Annotated in this window: 22 protein-coding genes; 11 read left to right on the forward strand and 11 right to left on the reverse strand. The window is 41.8% G+C overall.

Translation table 11 applies throughout. The annotated features are described in order from the left end of the window. The coding region (locus SKC38_RS00005) for an IS3 family transposase (RefSeq protein WP_377974053.1) at window positions 1–824 on the forward strand (824 nt) is incomplete at its 5' end. Window positions 825–1,000: 176 nt separating this feature from the next. Here SKC38_RS00005 and SKC38_RS00010 read toward each other — a convergent pair. From SKC38_RS00010 to SKC38_RS00020, 3 genes are all read right to left on the reverse strand, one after another. Then, the gene (locus SKC38_RS00010; RefSeq protein WP_377974054.1) at window positions 1,001–1,660 is read right to left on the reverse strand and encodes an acetyltransferase; all 660 of its coding nucleotides are present in this window, start codon (window positions 1,658–1,660) and stop codon (window positions 1,001–1,003) included. A gap of 98 nt (window positions 1,661–1,758) precedes the next feature. Next, window positions 1,759–3,279, reverse strand: coding sequence for a 2,3-bisphosphoglycerate-independent phosphoglycerate mutase (gpmI, locus tag SKC38_RS00015; RefSeq protein WP_377974055.1), 1,521 nt, complete (start codon window positions 3,277–3,279; stop codon window positions 1,759–1,761). Window positions 3,280–3,318: 39 nt separating this feature from the next. Continuing rightward, complete coding sequence (locus SKC38_RS00020) at window positions 3,319–4,005, reverse strand: Rossmann-fold NAD(P)-binding domain-containing protein (RefSeq protein WP_377974056.1); 687 nt, start codon at window positions 4,003–4,005, stop codon at window positions 3,319–3,321. 33 nt (window positions 4,006–4,038) lie between these two features. On the opposite strand from SKC38_RS00020, the gene SKC38_RS00025 reads away from it, so the two are divergent. From SKC38_RS00025 to SKC38_RS00035, 3 genes are all read left to right on the forward strand, one after another. After that, window positions 4,039–4,431: a Dabb family protein gene (locus tag SKC38_RS00025; protein WP_377974057.1), complete on the forward strand. Its 393-nt coding sequence runs from the start codon at window positions 4,039–4,041 to the stop codon at window positions 4,429–4,431. 52 nt (window positions 4,432–4,483) lie between these two features. Continuing rightward, window positions 4,484–4,732: a hypothetical protein gene (locus tag SKC38_RS00030; protein WP_377974058.1), complete on the forward strand. Its 249-nt coding sequence runs from the start codon at window positions 4,484–4,486 to the stop codon at window positions 4,730–4,732. Between the two features lie 62 nt (window positions 4,733–4,794). Then, the gene (locus SKC38_RS00035) at window positions 4,795–5,079 is read left to right on the forward strand and encodes a hypothetical protein (RefSeq protein ID WP_377974059.1); all 285 of its coding nucleotides are present in this window, start codon (window positions 4,795–4,797) and stop codon (window positions 5,077–5,079) included. On the opposite strand, the gene SKC38_RS00040 is transcribed toward SKC38_RS00035, so the two are convergent. Then, window positions 5,076–5,741, reverse strand: coding sequence for a TVP38/TMEM64 family protein (locus tag SKC38_RS00040; protein ID WP_377974060.1), 666 nt, complete (start codon window positions 5,739–5,741; stop codon window positions 5,076–5,078). The genes SKC38_RS00035 and SKC38_RS00040 overlap by 4 nt on opposite strands. Window positions 5,742–5,826: 85 nt before the next feature. On the opposite strand from SKC38_RS00040, the gene hisH reads away from it, so the two are divergent. Genes hisH through SKC38_RS00065 form a run of 5 tightly spaced genes read left to right on the forward strand, consistent with a single transcriptional unit; the run spans window position 5,827 to window position 8,851 of the window. After that, window positions 5,827–6,414 (forward strand): imidazole glycerol phosphate synthase subunit HisH, encoded by a 588-nt coding sequence (hisH, locus tag SKC38_RS00045; protein ID WP_377974061.1) that lies wholly within the window; start codon window positions 5,827–5,829, stop codon window positions 6,412–6,414. Between the two features lie 3 nt (window positions 6,415–6,417). Then, a complete protein-coding gene (hisA, locus tag SKC38_RS00050) occupies window positions 6,418–7,152 on the forward strand; it encodes a 1-(5-phosphoribosyl)-5-[(5-phosphoribosylamino)methylideneamino]imidazole-4-carboxamide isomerase (RefSeq protein ID WP_377974062.1) in 735 nt (244 codons plus the stop codon). Beyond that, on the forward strand, window positions 7,146–7,901 hold the full coding sequence (gene hisF, locus SKC38_RS00055; protein WP_377974063.1) for an imidazole glycerol phosphate synthase subunit HisF: 756 nt from the start codon (window positions 7,146–7,148) through the stop codon (window positions 7,899–7,901). The genes hisA and hisF overlap by 7 nt, the downstream gene beginning before the upstream one ends. Before the next feature lie 13 nt (window positions 7,902–7,914). Further along, complete coding sequence (gene hisIE, locus SKC38_RS00060) at window positions 7,915–8,511, forward strand: bifunctional phosphoribosyl-AMP cyclohydrolase/phosphoribosyl-ATP diphosphatase HisIE (protein ID WP_377974064.1); 597 nt, start codon at window positions 7,915–7,917, stop codon at window positions 8,509–8,511. A 1-nt stretch (window position 8,512) separates the two neighbouring features. Continuing rightward, window positions 8,513–8,851, forward strand: coding sequence for a phage holin family protein (locus SKC38_RS00065; RefSeq protein ID WP_377974065.1), 339 nt, complete (start codon window positions 8,513–8,515; stop codon window positions 8,849–8,851). A gap of 82 nt (window positions 8,852–8,933) precedes the next feature. Here the strand turns inward: SKC38_RS00065 and SKC38_RS00070 are convergent, their stop codons facing one another. From SKC38_RS00070 to SKC38_RS00085, 4 genes are read right to left on the reverse strand one after another with little or no spacing between them, the layout of a single operon-like run. Next, on the reverse strand, window positions 8,934–9,311 hold the full coding sequence (locus SKC38_RS00070) for a SpoIIAA family protein (protein WP_377974066.1): 378 nt from the start codon (window positions 9,309–9,311) through the stop codon (window positions 8,934–8,936). 3 nt (window positions 9,312–9,314) lie between these two features. Beyond that, a complete protein-coding gene (locus SKC38_RS00075) occupies window positions 9,315–10,484 on the reverse strand; it encodes an MFS transporter (protein ID WP_377974067.1) in 1,170 nt (389 codons plus the stop codon). Then, on the reverse strand, window positions 10,474–11,580 hold the full coding sequence (locus tag SKC38_RS00080) for an alpha/beta hydrolase (RefSeq protein ID WP_377974068.1): 1,107 nt from the start codon (window positions 11,578–11,580) through the stop codon (window positions 10,474–10,476). The genes SKC38_RS00075 and SKC38_RS00080 overlap by 11 nt, the downstream gene beginning before the upstream one ends. Continuing rightward, window positions 11,580–12,092, reverse strand: a complete 513-nt coding sequence (locus tag SKC38_RS00085; protein WP_377974069.1) for a DUF3237 domain-containing protein — start codon at window positions 12,090–12,092, stop codon at window positions 11,580–11,582. The genes SKC38_RS00080 and SKC38_RS00085 overlap by 1 nt, the downstream gene beginning before the upstream one ends. Before the next feature lie 189 nt (window positions 12,093–12,281). On the opposite strand from SKC38_RS00085, the gene SKC38_RS00090 reads away from it, so the two are divergent. Together SKC38_RS00090 and SKC38_RS00095 are read left to right on the forward strand one after the other, a co-directional pair. Then, the gene (locus SKC38_RS00090) at window positions 12,282–12,557 is read left to right on the forward strand and encodes an Rdx family protein (RefSeq protein WP_377974070.1); all 276 of its coding nucleotides are present in this window, start codon (window positions 12,282–12,284) and stop codon (window positions 12,555–12,557) included. Continuing rightward, the gene (locus SKC38_RS00095) at window positions 12,554–13,129 is read left to right on the forward strand and encodes a molybdenum cofactor guanylyltransferase (protein WP_377974853.1); all 576 of its coding nucleotides are present in this window, start codon (window positions 12,554–12,556) and stop codon (window positions 13,127–13,129) included. The genes SKC38_RS00090 and SKC38_RS00095 overlap by 4 nt, the downstream gene beginning before the upstream one ends. Here the strand turns inward: SKC38_RS00095 and SKC38_RS00100 are convergent. The 3 genes from SKC38_RS00100 to SKC38_RS00110 are packed head-to-tail and all read right to left on the reverse strand — an operon-like array spanning window position 13,098 to window position 18,542. After that, window positions 13,098–14,534: a rubredoxin gene (locus SKC38_RS00100; protein WP_377974071.1), complete on the reverse strand. Its 1,437-nt coding sequence runs from the start codon at window positions 14,532–14,534 to the stop codon at window positions 13,098–13,100. The two genes, SKC38_RS00095 and SKC38_RS00100, sit on opposite strands and share 32 nt — an antisense overlap. Continuing rightward, the gene (locus SKC38_RS00105; RefSeq protein WP_377974072.1) at window positions 14,531–15,019 is read right to left on the reverse strand and encodes a nitrate reductase associated protein; all 489 of its coding nucleotides are present in this window, start codon (window positions 15,017–15,019) and stop codon (window positions 14,531–14,533) included. Before SKC38_RS00105 ends, SKC38_RS00100 begins: the two co-directional genes overlap by 4 nt. A gap of 4 nt (window positions 15,020–15,023) precedes the next feature. After that, complete coding sequence (locus SKC38_RS00110) at window positions 15,024–18,542, reverse strand: molybdopterin-dependent oxidoreductase (protein WP_377974073.1); 3,519 nt, start codon at window positions 18,540–18,542, stop codon at window positions 15,024–15,026. Window positions 18,543–18,546: the final 4 nt, after the last annotated feature.

The following is an 18,546-nucleotide window of genomic DNA, read 5'->3' on the forward strand; positions in this document are numbered from 1 at the left end:
AATTGTCAGAATGGCTCATTGAAAATTATCGAATTTCTGTAAGCAGAGCTTGTATGTGTATGTTATTGGCTCGGTCGATATATTATTATACATCCAAACCTAGGGAAGATCGTTTGCTGAGAATGCGGATACATGAAATTGCCAATACACGTATTCGATTTGGTTTTAGAAGAATCTGCACAGTGCTTCGTCGCGAAGGATTTGCTGATAATCATAAGCGAATTTACCGCATCTATAAGGAGGAAGGCTTGAATTTAAGAAGAAAGCGTCCTCGCAGGAATAGATCAGGTGCTCATCGATTAGAACGAGTAGAAAACACAAGTATTAACAAGGTTTGGAGTATGGATTTTTTGCAAGATGCATTGTATAATGGAACGCGATTTAGAATTTTAAGTGTAGTGGACAACTACAGTAAAAAATGCTTGCAATTATTCGTAGGCAAATCGCTTAAGGGACAGGATGTGGCTGACCAATTGGAGCAAATAAAACAGGATGAAAATTGTATTCCAGATCGGATTCAATGTGACAACGGTAGTGAATTTATTTCCAAGGAGGTGGATAGATGGGCATATGAAAATAAGGTGACTATTGATTTTTCTAGACCAGGAAAACCCACAGACAATCCGTATATTGAGTCGTTTAATGGAAAATTTAGAGATGAGTGTCTTTCCATCAATTGGTTCTTAAATTTAGAGGATGCGAAAGAGAAAATTGAAGCATGGAAATGGGATTACAACCTTTTTCGACCACATAGTTCATTAAATAATTTAAGTCCGCAAGAATTTATTATATTACATGAAAATAACCCCGAAACTCCAGTTTAGGTTGTACATACCACGGGGAGCAGGTCAAATAACCCCGAAACTCCAGTTTAGGTTGTACATACCACGGGGAGCAGGTCAACGGAATGAGCCCGGTGCAATACCGAGCTCATCACAATAATAATTAATTACTAACTTTGTCCAACTTTTGGGGGCAGTCTACAAACGAAGGGCTTTTTTTATATCTTGATATCCTTACTGGAAATTGCGGCTTTCTCCGCAGGATTTCCTTTCCAAATACTCCATGGCTCTGTCTTCTGACGGGTTAAATTCGCCCCCATCGCAATCAAGGTTCCTTCACCCAAAACACTTTGGTCTCTAATTGTCGCATTCACACCGATGAAACAATAATCGCCTACTTGGCATCCACCCGAAAGTACGACATGGGATGTAAAGAATACGTGATCACCAATCGTACCGTGATGGCCTATATGATTTCCAGACCATAACACTACATCATTTCCAATCGTTACATAAGGCTGAATTGTATTATCTTCCAAAATGAAGCAATTGTCTCCAATTTTATCTGTTAAAACCGTGGCATGCGAACTGATGTAGGAAATGTAGGAATATCCTTTCTCTAATCCTTGTTCATATACGCGTGCACGAACCCGATTCATATTCTTTTCCGTCATGGGAGCAAAGAACTTATATTCCGAAGGTGGATAAATCGACTCAAGCGTCTCAAAGGGGACTAAAGGTAAGCCGTGAAACGTAGGTTCCTGAATGTAATCTTGCTCAACAGTAAACGCAACAACCTCATGATCGGAATCATTTTGCAAATAATAGAGTGCAAGTTCAGCAGTACGCGTATTACCAAAAATAATGACTTTAGCCATAGTTAAATTTAATGCAACAAAGGTAATTAGAGATTCTCCAATTACCGTGTAATTAATAATGGTTATTTATCCAATGGTCAAAACTCCTTTAGGAAAGATTAAAACAAAGGCACACCCGTCATTTCTTTCGGTTGAGCTACGCCCATCATTTTCAAGATTGTAGGAGACACATCGCCTAATTTTCCGTTTTGAAGCGTTGGATGAAAATCATTATCTACCAAAATACATGGCACCAAATTCGTCGAGTGAGCCGTATTAGGCGTTCCATCTTCGTTCATCATGACGTCAGCATTACCATGGTCCGCAATAATAATGAAAGAATAGCCATGCGCTAAACCTGCTTTGACAACAGCTTCCGCACAGGCATCCACAGTTTCAACAGCCTTCACAACGGCTTCAAAAACACCTGTATGCCCCACCATGTCTGGATTAGCGAAGTTCAAACAAACAAAATCAACCTCTTCCTTCTCTAATTCAGGAATCAAGGCATCACGTAAATCGGCTGCCGACATCTCCGGTTGCAAGTCATAGGTCGCTACCTTCGGTGAATTACGCAAGATGTTTTGTTGGCCTTCAAACAATTGCTCACGACCTCCTGAAAAGAAGAAAGTCACGTGTGGGTATTTCTCCGTTTCGGCGATACGAATTTGCTTTTTACCAGCTCCTTCTAACACCTCACCCATCGTCATCGGCAAATTGGAATCGTTGAAAATTACTTTCACATTTTGGAATTCCTTATCGTATTCCGTCATCGTCAAGTAATACAAATCCAATTTGTGCATATTCTCCTCGTGGAAATCACGTTGCGTAAGCGCTTGTGTAATTTCCCTTCCGCGGTCTGTACGGAAGTTGAAACAGATAACAACGTCACCTGAAGCAATTTTGGCCAAAGGCTTTCCTGCAGCATCTGTTGCAATGATTGGCTTAATAAATTCATCTGTTACGCCTGCATCATAACTTGCTTGGATAGAAGCCAATACATCTTGTGTAGGTGTTCCTTCTGCATCTACCATGGCGTGATAGGCTAAGGCAACACGTTCCCAACGGTTATCGCGGTCCATCGCAAAATATCGACCAGTTACGGAAGCTACGGCAGTACCTGTTTTCTTCGTATGGTTAACCAAATCCGTCATGAATTTCATCCCTGATTTAGGATCCGTATCACGGCCATCCGTAAATGCATGAACAAATACATTGGATAAACCTGCTTCAGAAGCAGATGTCAATAAAGATTTCAAGTGCTCGATGTGGGCATGTACACCACCATCAGAAACTAAGCCCATGAAATGGACCGATTTATTTTCTTTTTTTGCGTAGTCAAATGCTTTCGCTAATTCAGGCTCTTGCCCTAATGTATTTTCGCGAACGGCTTTATTGATACGTACTAGATTTTGATATACGACACGGCCAGCACCTAAATTCATGTGACCCACTTCGGAATTTCCCATTTGGCCTTCGGGAAGACCTACGGCCTCACCAGACGCTTCCAATTTTGAATGCGCATATTTCGTATATAACGAATCAATAAAGGGCGTTTTTGCAGCATCAATCGCTGAAACTTTTGGGTTGGTGGCAATTCCCCAACCGTCTAAAATCATGAGTACGACTTTCTTATTCACGGGAGTATATTTAATTATCTAACAAAAATAGCCAAAAAGCTATAAACGCGCACGCATTTGTTTGGCGAATGCCAAAATATCCTTTCCTTCAACTGTCTTAACTGGAGAGCCAAAAATACTTGCTTCCAACATGGCATACCCTAATTCTTGTAGGGTACAGGCTGAATTAGGCACGAATAATTTGAGAATCGGGAAAAGCCAATTGATGTATTTGTAAAAGGCCAAGGCATTTTTCAAGCCGGGCGTCGGCTGAATCATAGCCGGACGGAAGGAATAATAATCACCAAAACCCAGTTTAGACAAATCATTTTCCGTTTTTCCTTTGACACGCGCCCAGGCTAAACGACCCTGCTCGGTTGAATCAGTCCCGGCTCCTGAAATGTAACTGAATGACATATTCGGATTTTCATCATGCAAGACTTTGGCAAAGCCTAAGGTCAAATCATAGGTTTTTTGCTTGTATTCATCCGGCTTCATCCCCACGGAAGAAACCCCAAGACAAAATAGGCATGCATCATAACCCTTGATTGCATCCCGCATTTCTTCTGGTTTTAAAAAATCAGGAAGTAGATATTCTTTGACCTTGGGATGAGTCACACCACAGGGTTTGCGGTTAATGACTAAAATTTGGCTCACGAAGGGCGACTGAATGGCTTCATGTAAGACGCCTTCGCCTACCATGCCTGTAGCACCGGTTATGATTAATTGCTTTTGTAAAATTTCCATCGTAGACTTGAATAATATTTAAATACCTATTTAATGACTTCTAGAAGAAACTTCCTCCAACAAGCCGGCTTGGCAACTGCAGCTAGCAGCCTTTTACCCAATGCAAAATCCGCTATGACCTTTGTTCACCATGTCTTATTTTGGGCCAAAAACCCAGGTAATGAAGCCGAAAAAGCCCAATTATTAGCGGCGTTGAAACAATTAGGTACTCTGCCTATGATCCAGCAAGCGCACGTAGGCCGACCAATCATTACAGAATTTGACAAAGGTGCAACGGATGGAAGTTATACTTTTTCTGTCGTTTTAGTATTCGATAACGCGACAAAAGAATCGGAATACTTATATCATCCTTTGCACAAAAAGTTCATCGATGACAACAAGCACCTCTGGGGAAAAGTTCAAGTCATTGATTCTGAATTGTTATAAATTAGTCGAAAAACGAATTGACTCGCTTGATATGGGGCCCTACATTTAGGGCATGAAACCACACACTCGAAAATCATATCAATTAGTTCGAGCCAAATTGCATTTAGGCGAGCAAGATGGCATGAAATTTATCAATGGACTTCAGGCAGAAGTCAAGGAATCTACGCAGGAGTTTGTTATAAAGGATTTTGTACATCAAACTGTTTCAGAAGCAAAAAGCGAACTAATAAAATGGATGTTTATTTTTTGGGTGGGACAAGCAGCTGTGACGTATATGATTGTTTCCCTAATAAAAAACTGATAATTATTGGTCTATTCTTGTATCGAATTGACTCATCTAGCGTGTTTTTGTAGGTTTGAAACATGGAAGCGAAATCAATTCAACTGTATCAATTAGTGCATAAAAAACTCCACTTAGTGGAAAAAGATGCCATGGAATTTGTAGATGTCATTCAAGAAACCATCGAGGACCGAACTAAGAACTTCGTCACGAAGGAATACTTAGATGTTCGACTCATGGAACTGGAGTTGAAATTATTAACGAAAATAGCCGATACGAAAAAAAATATTCTTCGTTGGATGTTTACATTTTGGGTGGGTCAGCTCGTCGCGATGTTCGGTTTTATATACCTGTTTTTAAAACATTAGGCTTTTCGCTTTACGAGCACAAACATCCCGATGACGGAAATGAATAGCATTCCTAAGCTCGCGACATCTTGCCAACGAAGCATTTCGGGATGATTGAGTAAGTTTGCCCAGGAGGCCGCCTGTGTACCGGTCCACAAAGCAATCAGTGTTCGCGGAAGCATACCCAAAGTTCCACCTACAAAAAATTGACGCAAAGGAACACCCAAAAATGCCATTAATGCATTCGTGATAGCGAAAGGAAATATGGGAGATAAGCGGGCTAAAAACACCCAAGCAAAGGATTGCGCCTGTACATTTGCGAGAAAATCCCCTGCTTTAAACTTAACCCGAATCAGTTCGATCAGCGCATCTCCTTTCATTTTTCGAGCTAAGAAATAGCCCAACAAAGACGCGATGGCATAAGCGATAATCAATGGCCACAAGCCTGTCCAGCCCCAAACAAAGCCCGTAAACATGGCAAAAAAGGTCGTTGGACATAGAGCCAGCCCCATGATAAAAACAGCACTCACCCAAAATAACACATATTCCGTAGGTGAAAATTCTGTAAAAAATGTGGGATTCGACAAGGCAAAATAACCCAACAACACACTCGAAAGCACGGGTAACGCTCCCATCCAGAGAAGGTAAAGCGTTTCAAGAATGATGCGACGATTTTTTGGCATAAGGCCAACAAATATACGCTTCTTTTCATAATCCAAGCCCTTTTCCCTACCTTTGCAGGGCATTTTGCCCCATTAAAATTCATCCATGGAAATCGCAATCATCAAATACAACGCCGGAAATGTGCAATCGGTCATGTACGCCTTGGACAGAATCGGGATGAAATACCAATGGACAGATGACGAGCAAGTAATTCGTTCTGCAGATAAAGTCATCTTTCCTGGGGTTGGTGAGGCGAGTACGGCTATGGCCTACTTACGCGAAAAAGGCTTAGATCAATTGATTCCTTCGCTGAAACAACCCGTTTTAGCAACTTGCATCGGGATGCAATTGTTATGCCGGGATTCCGAAGAAAATAACACAACCTGCATGGGTGTTTTTGATGTGCCCGTGAAACGCTTTGTTAGCTCAGATCTAAAAATACCGCACGTTGGCTGGAATTCCATTCAAGCTCAAGGTGAAAATATCTTGATGGAAGGACTCAAAAAAGAAGAATACGTTTATTTCGTTCACTCCTTTTATGCGCCCGTAAATCCCTATACGACAGCCACTTGCGACTATGTGCAACCTTTTTCTGCCATGTTGCAAAAAGACAATTTCTATGCGGCACAATTCCACGCAGAAATATCGGGCATGGCCGGACAAAAAATCATTCAAAACTTCTTAGCGCTTTAATCTATGTTCCAACTCATTCCAGCCATCGATATTATTGGAGGACAATGCGTTCGATTAACGCAAGGGGATTACCAACAAAAGAAAGTTTACAGCTCTGACCCTTTAGAAATTGCAAAAGCATTCGAAGGGGCGGGCATTCAACGTTTGCATTTGGTGGATTTAGATGGAGCCAAAGCGAAAGAAATTGTCAATGCCGCTGTCTTGGAGCGCATTGCTTCAAATACTTCATTACACATTGATTTTGGTGGCGGAGTACAATCCGATGCCATGATCGACCGAGCATTTTCTGCCGGTGCAGCACAAATCACCGCAGGAAGTATTGCCGTTCGCAATCCTGAACTCGTACACGGTTGGTTCAAAAAATACGGAACAGATAAAATCATTTTAGGTGCCGATGCACACAACGAGCAAATCGCCGTATCGGGCTGGCAAGAAAATTCCAACATCTCCATTTTTGATTTCCTGACCGACTACCAAGGGGCAGGTGCGCAATACGTTATTTCGACGGATGTGGCGAAAGATGGATTGTTGCAAGGACCGAGTTTTGATTTATATGAAAAAATTCAGGCCAATAATCCCGGAATGAACATCATTGCGAGTGGCGGAGTGGCCAATATGCAAGATTTGGAACAATTACGTTCCATGAATTTATTCGGTGTGATTGTTGGAAAAGCCTTTTACGAAGGTCGCATTACGCTTGAAGATTTAGCCACATTTGCCAAAGAATCCCTATGCTAACGAAACGAATTATTCCCTGTTTGGATATAAAAGAAGGTCGGACTGTGAAGGGGACCAACTTTGTGGACTTGCGCGATGCGGGTGATCCCGTTGAATTGGGTGCACTCTATGCGGAACAGGGAGCAGATGAATTGGTTTTTTTAGATATCACAGCGACCGTTGACAACCGAAAGACTTTGGTCAACTTGGTTCGTGAAGTGGCACGTCATGTCAACATACCTTTTACCGTCGGTGGTGGAATCAGTAGCATCGAGGACGTTTCTGCCTTATTGAATGCGGGTGCTGATAAGGTGTCGATTAATTCATCGGCGGTTCGTCGGCCAGAATTAGTGGACGAATTAGCATTGCAATTCGGGTCGCAATGCATCATCGTGGCGATTGATACACGCTTTGTGGATGGCAATGATTGGGTACATACGCACGGAGGAAGAAAAATCACCGAAATTCAAACGATGGCATGGGCGAAAGAAGTCGAGTCACGTGGGGCGGGTGAAATATTATTAACATCCATGGATGCTGATGGAACCAAAGCTGGCTTCGCGAACGACTTGACGAGTCGGGTATCAGCGCAGTCTTCCATCCCCATTATTGCCTCAGGTGGTGCGGGAAGTATGGAGCATTTTTATGAGGTTTTTACGGAGGGAAAAGCGGATGCCGGATTGGCAGCGAGTATTTTCCACTTCAAGGAAATTGAGATTATCGAATTGAAAAAATACTTAGCGAACAAAGGAATTCCGATGCGGATTTAATAATTTAACCCTTATGAGTTTACAACCCGATTTTTCCAAAGGATTAGTACCTGCCATTATTCAAGATGTAAGCACCTTGAAAGTCTTGATGTTAGGTTACATGAATGAAGAGGCCTATGCCAAAACGATTGCTGAAAAACGGGTGACCTTTTTTTCCCGCTCCAAGAATCGTCTTTGGACCAAAGGAGAAACTTCAGAAAATTATCTAGATGTGGTCAGTGTGGCTATTGATTGCGATCAAGACACGATTTTGATTCAAGTAAAGCCTGCAGGGCCAACGTGCCATACGGGAGCTGACACTTGTTTCAACGAATCTAATGCGGACAATGCCGCATGGTTGGATCAATTGAAGCATGTGATTCGTTCACGTAAAAATGCCTCAGCAGACACATCTTACACAGCTTCATTATTCCAAAAGGGCACACACAAAGTTGCCCAAAAAGTGGGTGAAGAAGCCGTGGAATTGGTGATTGAGGCACTTATGAACAATGACGAATTATTCAAAGGCGAAGCGGCGGATTTAATCTTCCACCTTTTGGTTTTATTAGAGGATCGTGGAATCGGTTTGGAAGAAATCGTAAAGACATTACAAGCTAGACATCAGAAATAATATGATTGGATTTATCATTCGTTACATCATCATTGCTTGCGTGGTATTAATCATTCCACGTTATTTAAAAGGAATTACTGTCGATGGATTTACCGCAGCTTTAGTGGTTGCTCTAGCCATGGGATTTTTAAATTCCTTCGTGAAACCCATCTTAAAAATTATCAGTTTCCCGATCACTTTCATGACCTTGGGATTATTTTCTTTGGTGATTACGGTAGCGATGGTTTACATCGTGGAAGCCTACGTCGATGGCTTTAACGTGAATGGATTCATTGCACCTTTAATTTTCAGTTTTGTGGTGGGAATTACGAACTCTTTTGTAGGGCTATTTACGAAATAATCCCCCTTACCTTTGGCAAACCTTGGAGGATTGCCAAAGGTAGTGTTTGCATAAGCCAATTCAGTCAAACAAAAATCGATTATCAATTACTCGATAAACTTAACAACCATGCCTTTGCTGTTTCCTCATCTGTGAAAGATTTCATGGGAATGGGGGGCTTTTGAAAGGCAAAAAGAAGCTTCATAATCAAGGTAGACAGTCCGGGCTTTGACACCATAGCCATTGCCGAATAGATCTCGGGAAGAATCGATTTGGAATAATCCCGAGTAGTCTTGTCGGGCATCGGCGAGTTTTTTAAAAAGATTAATAAAGGCACCGGCTTATCTCCCGCAATGCTTTTGACCAATTCCTTATTCCTTTCCATCAAAGGAACTGTGCGCAAAACAGATTTGGAATAGGAATACAGAATTCCTGATTCATCTAAACGGTAATTGGCGATTTCCCCTTCTATAAGCTGCATAAATTAACTGATATCTTTCGAAGAAATACGAAAAGTCATTAATCCTGCAAAAGCGGCTGGGATCGCAAATACCCAAAAACTTTGCGTCATATCTAGGCCCCAAGCGACCAATAATCCCCCTAAAATCGGACCGATAATTCCGCCCAATCGGCCAGCACCAATCGCCCAGCCAACGCCCGTCGTGCGAATATACGTAGGATACATACTTGCGGCCACCGCATATAAACCCACAAATCCGCCTTGCACGCCAAAGCCCATCAAAAAGAATATCACTAACACATAAGGCGAATGCACGAAGAAGCCAAAAGACAACATAGTCACCGCCGTAAAAAGTAAAATCGTCCCAATCGTTTTCTTTAAGCCAAAACGCGACGAACAATAACCTTGCATCGGTATGCCCACAATGGCACCTAGGTTAAAAACGGTTCCGGCGTAAATGGCTGCCGACATGGAAAGCCCTGCATTCGTAGCTAATTTGGGAATCCAATTCAACATAAAATACAAGGTAGCGAAAGCTAAAAACAATGCGGCCCACAACTGAAACGTAGAAATTCGGTAAGGCTCTTTGACCAGAATTTGAACACTTGGCTTTTCTTCTGCGCTCTGTGAAGCTGCAAATGACTCTTTGATAAATAGCCCAACCAGCGGTAATGACAAAAATGTCGCTAAGCCTGCTAGTTCAAAGAGATGCTCCCAACCTGATGTTTTGATAACCGTCGCAGCAACTAAACCTGATAAAACGGCACCCACCGGATAACCCGCAACCACCGTACTCACCCAAAAATTTCGGGTCGAAACAGGTGAATTTTCAGCAGTTAAAGCCGCCGTCGTAGCCATCATCGCACCAATGCCCAAACCACTGATGAAGCGAAAAATCATCAACAAATTCACATCCGTGGCATAAGATGTCGCATAAATACAAGTAGCCATTAATAATCCCGCAATCAGCATCGTGGATTTCCTACCAATCCGGTCGGCAAACGGTGCTAAAAATATAGCCCCTACGGTCATACCCACAAGACCCGAAGAGAATACAACCCCCAAGTTGGCGGGACTAATACTCCAAGCTTTCGCAATAGCAGGAGCGGCATAGGAAATGATGAGCACGTCCATGCCATCCAACATATTCATTAAAAAACAAATGAAAATTGTGAGGTATTGCTTAGTTGACATATCCAAAAGAAGGCTTCACGCCCGTTTTAACCCAGTTACGCAAGGCATCAAAAGCCTCACCCGTTTGTTTATCTGTAAATTGGCAATGTGCCTGTCCATTCGTGTATTTGACCGTAAAATATTTCCCACGACCCTGCGCATGAATCATGTTTTCGAGATTCGTAACCGCATAAGAAACAGGAATCAATTGATCATAAATTGTGTGCATTAGCACGATTGGCTTATCGATTTTCCCAGTCCGATCGTAGCGCGCGAAAAGTTTCTGCGGATCCTGCGTGGATGCCAAACGCTCTGCTTTTCTGTTTACTTCCAGATTATCCGGAAATCCAGAATAGACCGTTTGCGTATTGTCAAATGGGTTACCATTGAATTTTAATGCCAAATCACGCAACACATTTTGGTTGAAAAATAAAGAACCTGGTAAATCAGCTAATTTCAAATCAAAGCGTTTCGCAAAAGCGACTGCTAGTACGGAATCTTTAGCTAAAATGGCTTGTTTGATGGCCGCCATGCGCGAACCTGCTTGAGCAAATGAAACAAATTGTATCGCGCTTGTTGGGTCAAAAATTTCCTTCAAGCTAGGAACGATCCCCGGAAAAAGCCCATTAAACGTCGCATACATGTCATATTCTTTGCGGCATTGTAGATAAGGTCTAGAAGCCAAAGGGCAAAGGGGTAAACCGCCTTGGTAATGCTGCCCAAAATTTTCCAATGTCGCAACCGTAATCCCGCCGCCCATCGAATGCCCCACCATAAACGTGGAATCCGGTTGGCCCACCTTTTTAACAAACGCTTGGCGCAATTCTTCCGTGGCATCAACACCCTCAGCCAGAGCGAACCCTTGAATGGGATAATCCGAGGCAGCAATCGCAAAACCGCGATCTAAAAAAGGTTTTAGTCGTTGGGCCAACTGAGCATTTGCGCTAGCTGGTGGGGTGCCCATGAACTGGTAACCATGTGCATACATGATTAGCTTTTTGTTCCAATTTGCTGGGATGTGTACTTGATAATCGCCACCCTTGAGAACGCCCAGGTCAACCGCCTTTTGTGCATGTAGCGAAAGGGCTAGCAGGCATAAAATTGCTATTTGCTTCATTAGAGTAATTTATAAATTCGGATTTTCACAGCATCAGGCATGCGTTCGCCGGTGCAAACAAAAATGGTATCATTGATCCAAGCATATTTGCTCGTTAAAGGAGCTTCTAATTTGGGAATCGCGCGGAAATAATATTGACTGGCATCCACTTTTTCACCTTTGGCAATACGCGCTGCGACTTCGGGAGTTGCAACACGAACACCAATGTTTTTCACATAAATGATGGATCCGTCATCTGCCTTGAATTGATAATGCGCTTCCAATTCCGCTACACCATCTTTCCGGACTATTTGCCAGTCGGCACCTCCATTAAAAATCTCTCCTTTAATTCCAGGGCCATCCACTGTCCCACCAATAATAGGAATAATCCGACGCGTTCCATGGGCCGTTTCACCTACGGTTAGTGCGGGACTAAGTTTTACTTGCAATTCGCAGAAAAATTCGAGTTTGGGGGCGTCTTGAGCAAAGACGGTAGTCATACTGAATATCAGCAAGATGATAATTTTTTTCATGGGTTTAGATTTATCTCCCTCACTTAGCTTTGGCAAACCTGGGAGGATTGCCAAAGCTACGGGGAAATAAGGAATTTTCGATGGCTAAAAAGCATTTTATCAAGAAATTGGAGGCTTAATTTCTCCGAAATCTGCTAACTTCGCGATACGCTGACGGGGTCGGTGACCACCGGCAGCGTATAAAACTCAATGAAAAAGAAACTACGTATTCGTTATTGTCCACAATGCCATTGGTTATTACGGGCAACGTATGTTGCTCAAGAACTCTTAACTACATTCGAAAAAGAACTTGGTGGCATTTGCCTCGAGCCGAGTGATACAGCTGGTGAATTCGCCATCCTTTGCGAAGACGATGTCCTCTTTGACCGAAAAACAAATGGGGGTTTTGAGGAAATCAAGATAATCAAACAACTTGTTCGGGATTATGTTTGTCCGGAAAAACCCTTAGGGCACAGCGACAAATGATAGGTCTCGTTTTAGCTGGCGGCAAGAGTTCTCGAATGGGACAAGACAAAGGCCTTATGCATGACGAATGCGGGAATTCCTGGGCTAAAAAAGCACAACAATTATTAATTGAATCCCAATTAACTTGCTACATTAGTATAAATACGAGACAAAGGAAATCATACTCAGAACTTTTCCCTCCAAAAGACTTGTTGGAGGATCTCGAAAATATCTATGTTGAGGGCCCACTAAAAGGTCTTTTGAGTGCACATGTCCGATTTCCAAGCGAAAATATTTTGGTAATTGCTTCTGATCTTCTTCACCTACAAGTTATGCAGATCTCACACCTCATTTCTTTTCAAGCAAATGATACAAAACATGAGATATGGGTGTATGGAAATCAAGCCAAACCAGAGCCCCTTTGTGCAATCTATTCAGCACATATTTTAGCCAAAATCATAGCGAATCCACCCGAAAAATTTAGTTTAATGAGTTTGCTTAAAAGGCACAAAACAGCATTTCTAAATATTCCGAAAGATGAAATTGCATGTTTTACCAACTTTAATTACCCACCAAGTGAAATGCTGACTTAGGCGATTCACATAATTCACAGCAATAATCCGAAGGCAAATCTTCAAAAAACGTACCCACCGTAATACCTTTGCCTATATCGCCATAGGCTGGATCGTACCGGCTTAAACAATTCTGACAAAAATACCTATCCTCTTTTAAATTTTCGTGTATACGTATATCGGGTAAAAGCGATTGTTGAACTTGGGAAGTTCGAAATTTATAAAATGACAAAATTGCACGACGCAATTGTTCTCCCAAAACAAATTTAGGTACTCCCTTGCAAAACAAAGAGCCCGTACGCTGATTTGGATTAAAATCATGTGCGCACATGATATCATAAACCTGAAATAATCCCCATAAAATGGGTCTAGATCGAATGACAATGCCACCAAATACCTCGCTTTTCGGTCGAGTTTTGATCCCAATGCTCAGGCCGAATGATCGTGTATCTTCGATACTCAATTGGCGGACCAAAAACTGTTTCAAATCCAAACCTGCAGGGCTATGATCTTCTAATTGAAAATTTAGCTCATTTGCGGCATGTCGCATATTAATTTGATGCTTTTCAAGCAATAAATTCCATGCGCCTTTATCCTTTTCCTCTATCCCCTTAATCATTAATGTTTTCCAGGGTGTAGATCCCATTTGGCCAACTTTTGTATCCAAACACAATTGACAAGCCTCCCTTAAAAAATCACAACTAAACAATTCTTTTCGCCTATAAATCCCTAACCAATATCGATTATTGTATCGATTCAAGCCCTCATAATAAGGCAAATTAAATGCTGGCAATTGAGCGGGCAAAATCGCCGAACGAATGACAAAATCTTTCAATTCCATTCGTGACATTAATTGCTCTCCATTTGCCTCTACCTGATCATAAAATGATTCACGATCAGCGAGTATTAATTCCTCTAAATTTTTCGAAAAGCTTGCTACATCCTGCGTATATACAATTGAGGTCCATTCATAAATCACATTAGTTTTGGGAAATCGAATAAACAAATGCCAAAAATGTGCTTCAGTTGCTGACGCTACCCAATTTATATTTCCAGTCAATAAAGGTGTAAAACTTTGATTACTATCTGAAATATTGATTTTCAAAGTGGGTAAATAATCAATTCCATCCAATATGTCTCGGTAAACACCTTCACTAAGCCAAGTATCCTGAATAAAAACTTCTTCAGCTGGATAAGAACTTACAATATTTGGATATAATTCCTCGTTGATTTCAAACCGAATTTCTGTTTGGTCTAAAATCGACACTAAATCTCCTACCATATCTGCTTCCAAAGGTATCAAAAGCTGCTGACGCAAACCAAAGCGAACCTGCCGAATTTTCAATCGATCCAGGATGTTTAATATTTCCAACAAATCCCCAGGCGAAATAATCCCCCCAAGAAAATTAATCTTTACATAGCTCATACTAATCCAAATTCATGCATCGCAATGGGAAAATTTTTATTTTCATGACTGGGATTTGTCAATTTTAATAAACTGAATCGTTGCAAATTACTCAAGCCATTCCAAGCACCTACCGATATTTCCCAACCGAACTCACGAGCTTTGGCAGCCATCCTGATAGGCACTTCGGGTCCTTGATGCCAAGCATCCAATATTTTTTCAGCTGGTAACTCTGCTGCTGCTTGACCCGTATATTTTTCAATCAACTGAGACAAGTAATGAGCATAAAGTGCTTGATCTGCTTTGGATTCACATGCGTACAAGGCCAATGCTAACTTTTCGTCCGAGCTAAACTTTGCCCAAGCGGCTAATTTCAACTTTATACGCACAGCGTCTAATTTAAAACGAACTGCCATGGGTATACAACGCATGTTCGCTTCCATGAAATCTTCTTCAAACATGAAATATTCTATACCTGATTTACCTAAGAAAATAGATGGTTCCATAAGATTACGATTGTTTCAAATTTCGTTGCAAAATTGATTTAACTTCAGGCCGACAACTTCCACAACCCATGCCCGCCCCACTTAACTGACATAATTGCAGATGATCCGTACATCCCGCTTCAATTTTAGCGATCAAATTCCCTTCCCCGACCCCATTGCAAGAGCAGATCAATTTTCCTATGACAGGCTCAGATGTTTCACCTGATCGCAATAAAAGTAACCGCTTTTCGCTTAACTCAATTTTCTGCTCAATCAAATTTCGAAATTCTAGGAACTCTCTTTTATCTCCTATCAAAATGGCTCCAATTAGTCGGTCGTTGTGAATGATACACTTCTTATAATATCGTTTCGCCTTATCCACAAAAATCACCTCCTCATAAGCCGGGTCTTTAGGACATTCAACTACCCCCATGGAACATAAATCCGTCCCCTGCATTTTCAAAATATTCATCAATAATGATCCCGAATATTGCTTTGAAATATCTCCACTGAGGTAACGAGCAACCACTTCTGCTTGTTGTTCTGCGGCCGCAGTAATCCCATACAACGAGCCTGCACATTCGGCAATTTCACCAATAGCAAAAATAGAAGGATCACTCGTCTGTAAATATTCATCCACACATACCCCACGTTGAGTAAGTAAATCCGCCTCTTTTGCCAATTCAATATTAGGAATTGTACCAATTGCAATTACAATTCCCTGAGCTTGTAATGTCAAGCCACTTTTTAGTCGGACACCTTCTACGGCATAGGTACCCAATACGCGTTCTATTTCGTCATTGTAATGGATAGATATCCCTCGATCTACTAATTCTTCATGCAACAATTGACTCCCCAATGGATCCAGTTGACGATCCATAAATCTTGAATTTCGGTGCACCAAAATTACAGGTATCCGCATTTCCTCCAATGAAGCGGCCAATTCAATACCCAGCAATCCCCCACCAACAATAATAACCGGGCCCTTCGTTGGATCTATATGCGCTCGAAAGCGGTCAGCATCCGGCCTACTACGCATCGTAAAAATTCCTTGTAAAGGTGGCAAATCCTTTAGTATTGCAGGCCGACTTCCTGTCGCTAATATCAGAATATCATATGCATGGATATCCCCGTTCGAGTCAGTTACTGATTTATTTTCGCGATTAATGGATTTGATTGCTAATCCCCGATGCAAGGTAATGGCATGCTCAACTTCCTCATCGTCCGACATCTTCACTAAATTCATCCATGGTAATGTCCCATTGATATAATCGGGTAATAAAACCCGGTTATAAAATGGCAAATCCTCTTTACTGAATACAACTATTTCGTCTTCCGAATTGGCTAATCGATACGACTTTACAAATCCGCATGCGCCAGCACCGGCACCTATAACGACTATTTTTTGCTTCTGTTTGATGAAGGCTTGAACCGAAACAGCCGAAAATTTAAAATCAGGCTCTTTACTTTTCGGATCCACAAGTGAAGATGTCAAGTTATTCACGCGATTATCATCTCGACCCGCAATTTTTCCCCAGTGCATAGGCATAAAGACACCTCCAGGTTTTATGTTCTGACTAAGCTTGGCTTTAACCCGAACAAATCCACGCTTATTTTTAACTTCCACTAAAGTCGCTTCTTGAATTCCAAGTCTAGCTGCATCCGATGGATGTATTTCCAAAAATGATTCAGATAGATGTTGTTTCAATTTATTCACTTTCCCAGTTTTTGACATCGTGTGCCACTGATCCCTTATCCGACCTGTATTTAAGATAAATGGATATTCATCACTACACTTTTCAGAAGTATTTTCATCTGATACGGCATGGATTTGGGCTTTACCAGAAGCAGTATAAAAGTGATGGTCTGTAAATAAACGAGGTGTTCCAACTCCTTTAGAACCGCTAGGGTATGGCCACTGTACTGTTCTTTTTTCTTTTAAGATTGTATAGTTCAAGCCACTTATATCGATGTGTGTCCCAGCAGTTAATTGAGCATGTTCATCATAAATCTCACGAGTTTGATTAAAGTTGAAACCAGCATAACCCATTTCTTGGGCAAATCGGCAAATAATGGTCGCATCTGGGAGTGCTTCCCCTGGTGCATCAACTAGTTTAGGTAAGTAGGAAATACGCCTTTCTGCATTAGTCATCGTTCCTTCTTTTTCGGCCCACGCAGCCGCAGGAAAAACTACATCAGCATATGCTAATGTTTCAGCACAATTCGATATTTCTTGTACAACAACAAATTTGGCTTTTTTCAAACCAGCCTCAACAAGATGCACATCAGGCATACTCGTCAAGGGATTAGTACATATAATCCAAACAGCCTTCAAGGTCCCCGCTTCTAAAGCACTGAACATTTCCGTTGCACTTAAACCTGGTTTCGATGCAATCCGACCTGAAGGTACGCCCCAAAATGCTTCTACCTCTTCCCTGTGAGCTGAATTCAATAAATCACGATGTGCAGGTAATAAATTCGATAAACCACCCACCTCTCGGCCACCCATCGCATTAGGCTGACCCGTCAATGAAAGTGGTCCAGCCCCGGGCCTGCCTATTTGCCCCGTAATTAAATTCAGATTAATCAACGAAAGATTTTTGTTCACCCCCACAGCACTTTGATTGAGGCCCATAGTCCACATACTCATATAAGCCTTTGCTCCAGCTATAAAACTTGCTGTCTGTTCTATAGCTGCTGTTGAAACTCCACAAATCAAAGCCGCCTCCTCAATAGTTCGCAAAAAAACAGATTCGCGATATGCTTCGAATCCTTCCGCATGTTGCTGGATAAAATGTTGATCAACCGCCCCCATTTCGATTATTAGTCTACCAATAGCATGATGCAAAACAATATCTGTTCCAGGATTGACCTGAAGGTGAATATCAGCTAGTTCACAAGTTTGCGTCTTGCGTGGATCACTGACAATGATTTTAAGTTGAGGATTTCGTTCCTTGGCCGCTTCAACGCGCCTCCAAAGTATGGGATGACACCAAGCAGGATTTGCCCCTGCAACAAATAGTACATCCGCGAAATCTAAATCCTCAAAAGAAACAGGCACAGAATCCTCTCCTAAACTCAACTTATACCCAACAACAGCAGAACTCATACAAAGGCGTGAGTTAGTATCAATATTATTACTACCGATATACCCCTTAATCAACTTATTAATCACATAATACTCCTCGGTAAGACATTGACCTGATGCATAAAATGCGACAGAATCAGGACCATATTGCTTAATCAGAGCCTTAAATACGGCAGCTGTGCGTTCCATGGCTTGATCCCAACTAACCCGCTTTCGGGCTTGGTTTTTGCCATATCGAATTTCTGGATAAAGTAATCGATCAGAGGAATCGTTAACGGTATAATGTAAATTCATTCCTTTACTGCACAGTTTGCCATCATTGACTGGATGACCTTTTTCCCCTTCTACGTGCAGCCGACCTAATGGATCTTTTTGAATAGATACACCACAGCCAACACCGCAATAACAACAAGTGCTTTGGTGCTGTGTAAAACCGGCTTTCAGGTGTTTCTCCATCGTT

The organism is Aquirufa echingensis, assembly GCF_042714525.1.
Taxonomy (GTDB): Bacteria; Bacteroidota; Bacteroidia; order Cytophagales; family Spirosomataceae; genus Aquirufa; species Aquirufa echingensis.

Coding starts and splice junctions, on each gene's coding strand:
- SKC38_RS00075 (WP_377974067.1), bottom strand. CDS start 10,484: ATGTCAACTAAGCAATACCTCACAATTTTCATTTGTTTTTTAATGAAT.
- SKC38_RS00070 (WP_377974066.1), bottom strand. CDS start 9,311: ATGCAGCTTATAGAAGGGGAAATCGCCAATTACCGTTTAGATGAATCA.
- SKC38_RS00100 (WP_377974071.1), bottom strand. CDS start 14,534: ATGAGCTATGTAAAGATTAATTTTCTTGGGGGGATTATTTCGCCTGGG.
- SKC38_RS00020 (WP_377974056.1), bottom strand. CDS start 4,005: ATGGAAATTTTACAAAAGCAATTAATCATAACCGGTGCTACAGGCATG.
- SKC38_RS00030 (WP_377974058.1), top strand. CDS start 4,484: ATGAAACCACACACTCGAAAATCATATCAATTAGTTCGAGCCAAATTG.
- hisA (WP_377974062.1), top strand. CDS start 6,418: ATGTTCCAACTCATTCCAGCCATCGATATTATTGGAGGACAATGCGTT.
- SKC38_RS00035 (WP_377974059.1), top strand. CDS start 4,795: ATGGAAGCGAAATCAATTCAACTGTATCAATTAGTGCATAAAAAACTC.
- SKC38_RS00040 (WP_377974060.1), bottom strand. CDS start 5,741: ATGCCAAAAAATCGTCGCATCATTCTTGAAACGCTTTACCTTCTCTGG.
- SKC38_RS00085 (WP_377974069.1), bottom strand. CDS start 12,092: ATGAAAAAAATTATCATCTTGCTGATATTCAGTATGACTACCGTCTTT.
- SKC38_RS00105 (WP_377974072.1), bottom strand. CDS start 15,019: ATGGAACCATCTATTTTCTTAGGTAAATCAGGTATAGAATATTTCATG.
- SKC38_RS00010 (WP_377974054.1), bottom strand. CDS start 1,660: ATGGCTAAAGTCATTATTTTTGGTAATACGCGTACTGCTGAACTTGCA.
- SKC38_RS00025 (WP_377974057.1), top strand. CDS start 4,039: ATGACTTCTAGAAGAAACTTCCTCCAACAAGCCGGCTTGGCAACTGCA.
- hisIE (WP_377974064.1), top strand. CDS start 7,915: ATGAGTTTACAACCCGATTTTTCCAAAGGATTAGTACCTGCCATTATT.
- SKC38_RS00095 (WP_377974853.1), top strand. CDS start 12,554: ATGATAGGTCTCGTTTTAGCTGGCGGCAAGAGTTCTCGAATGGGACAA.
- SKC38_RS00080 (WP_377974068.1), bottom strand. CDS start 11,580: ATGAAGCAAATAGCAATTTTATGCCTGCTAGCCCTTTCGCTACATGCA.
- hisH (WP_377974061.1), top strand. CDS start 5,827: ATGGAAATCGCAATCATCAAATACAACGCCGGAAATGTGCAATCGGTC.
- SKC38_RS00065 (WP_377974065.1), top strand. CDS start 8,513: ATGATTGGATTTATCATTCGTTACATCATCATTGCTTGCGTGGTATTA.
- SKC38_RS00090 (WP_377974070.1), top strand. CDS start 12,282: ATGAAAAAGAAACTACGTATTCGTTATTGTCCACAATGCCATTGGTTA.
- hisF (WP_377974063.1), top strand. CDS start 7,146: ATGCTAACGAAACGAATTATTCCCTGTTTGGATATAAAAGAAGGTCGG.
- SKC38_RS00110 (WP_377974073.1), bottom strand. CDS start 18,542: ATGGAGAAACACCTGAAAGCCGGTTTTACACAGCACCAAAGCACTTGT.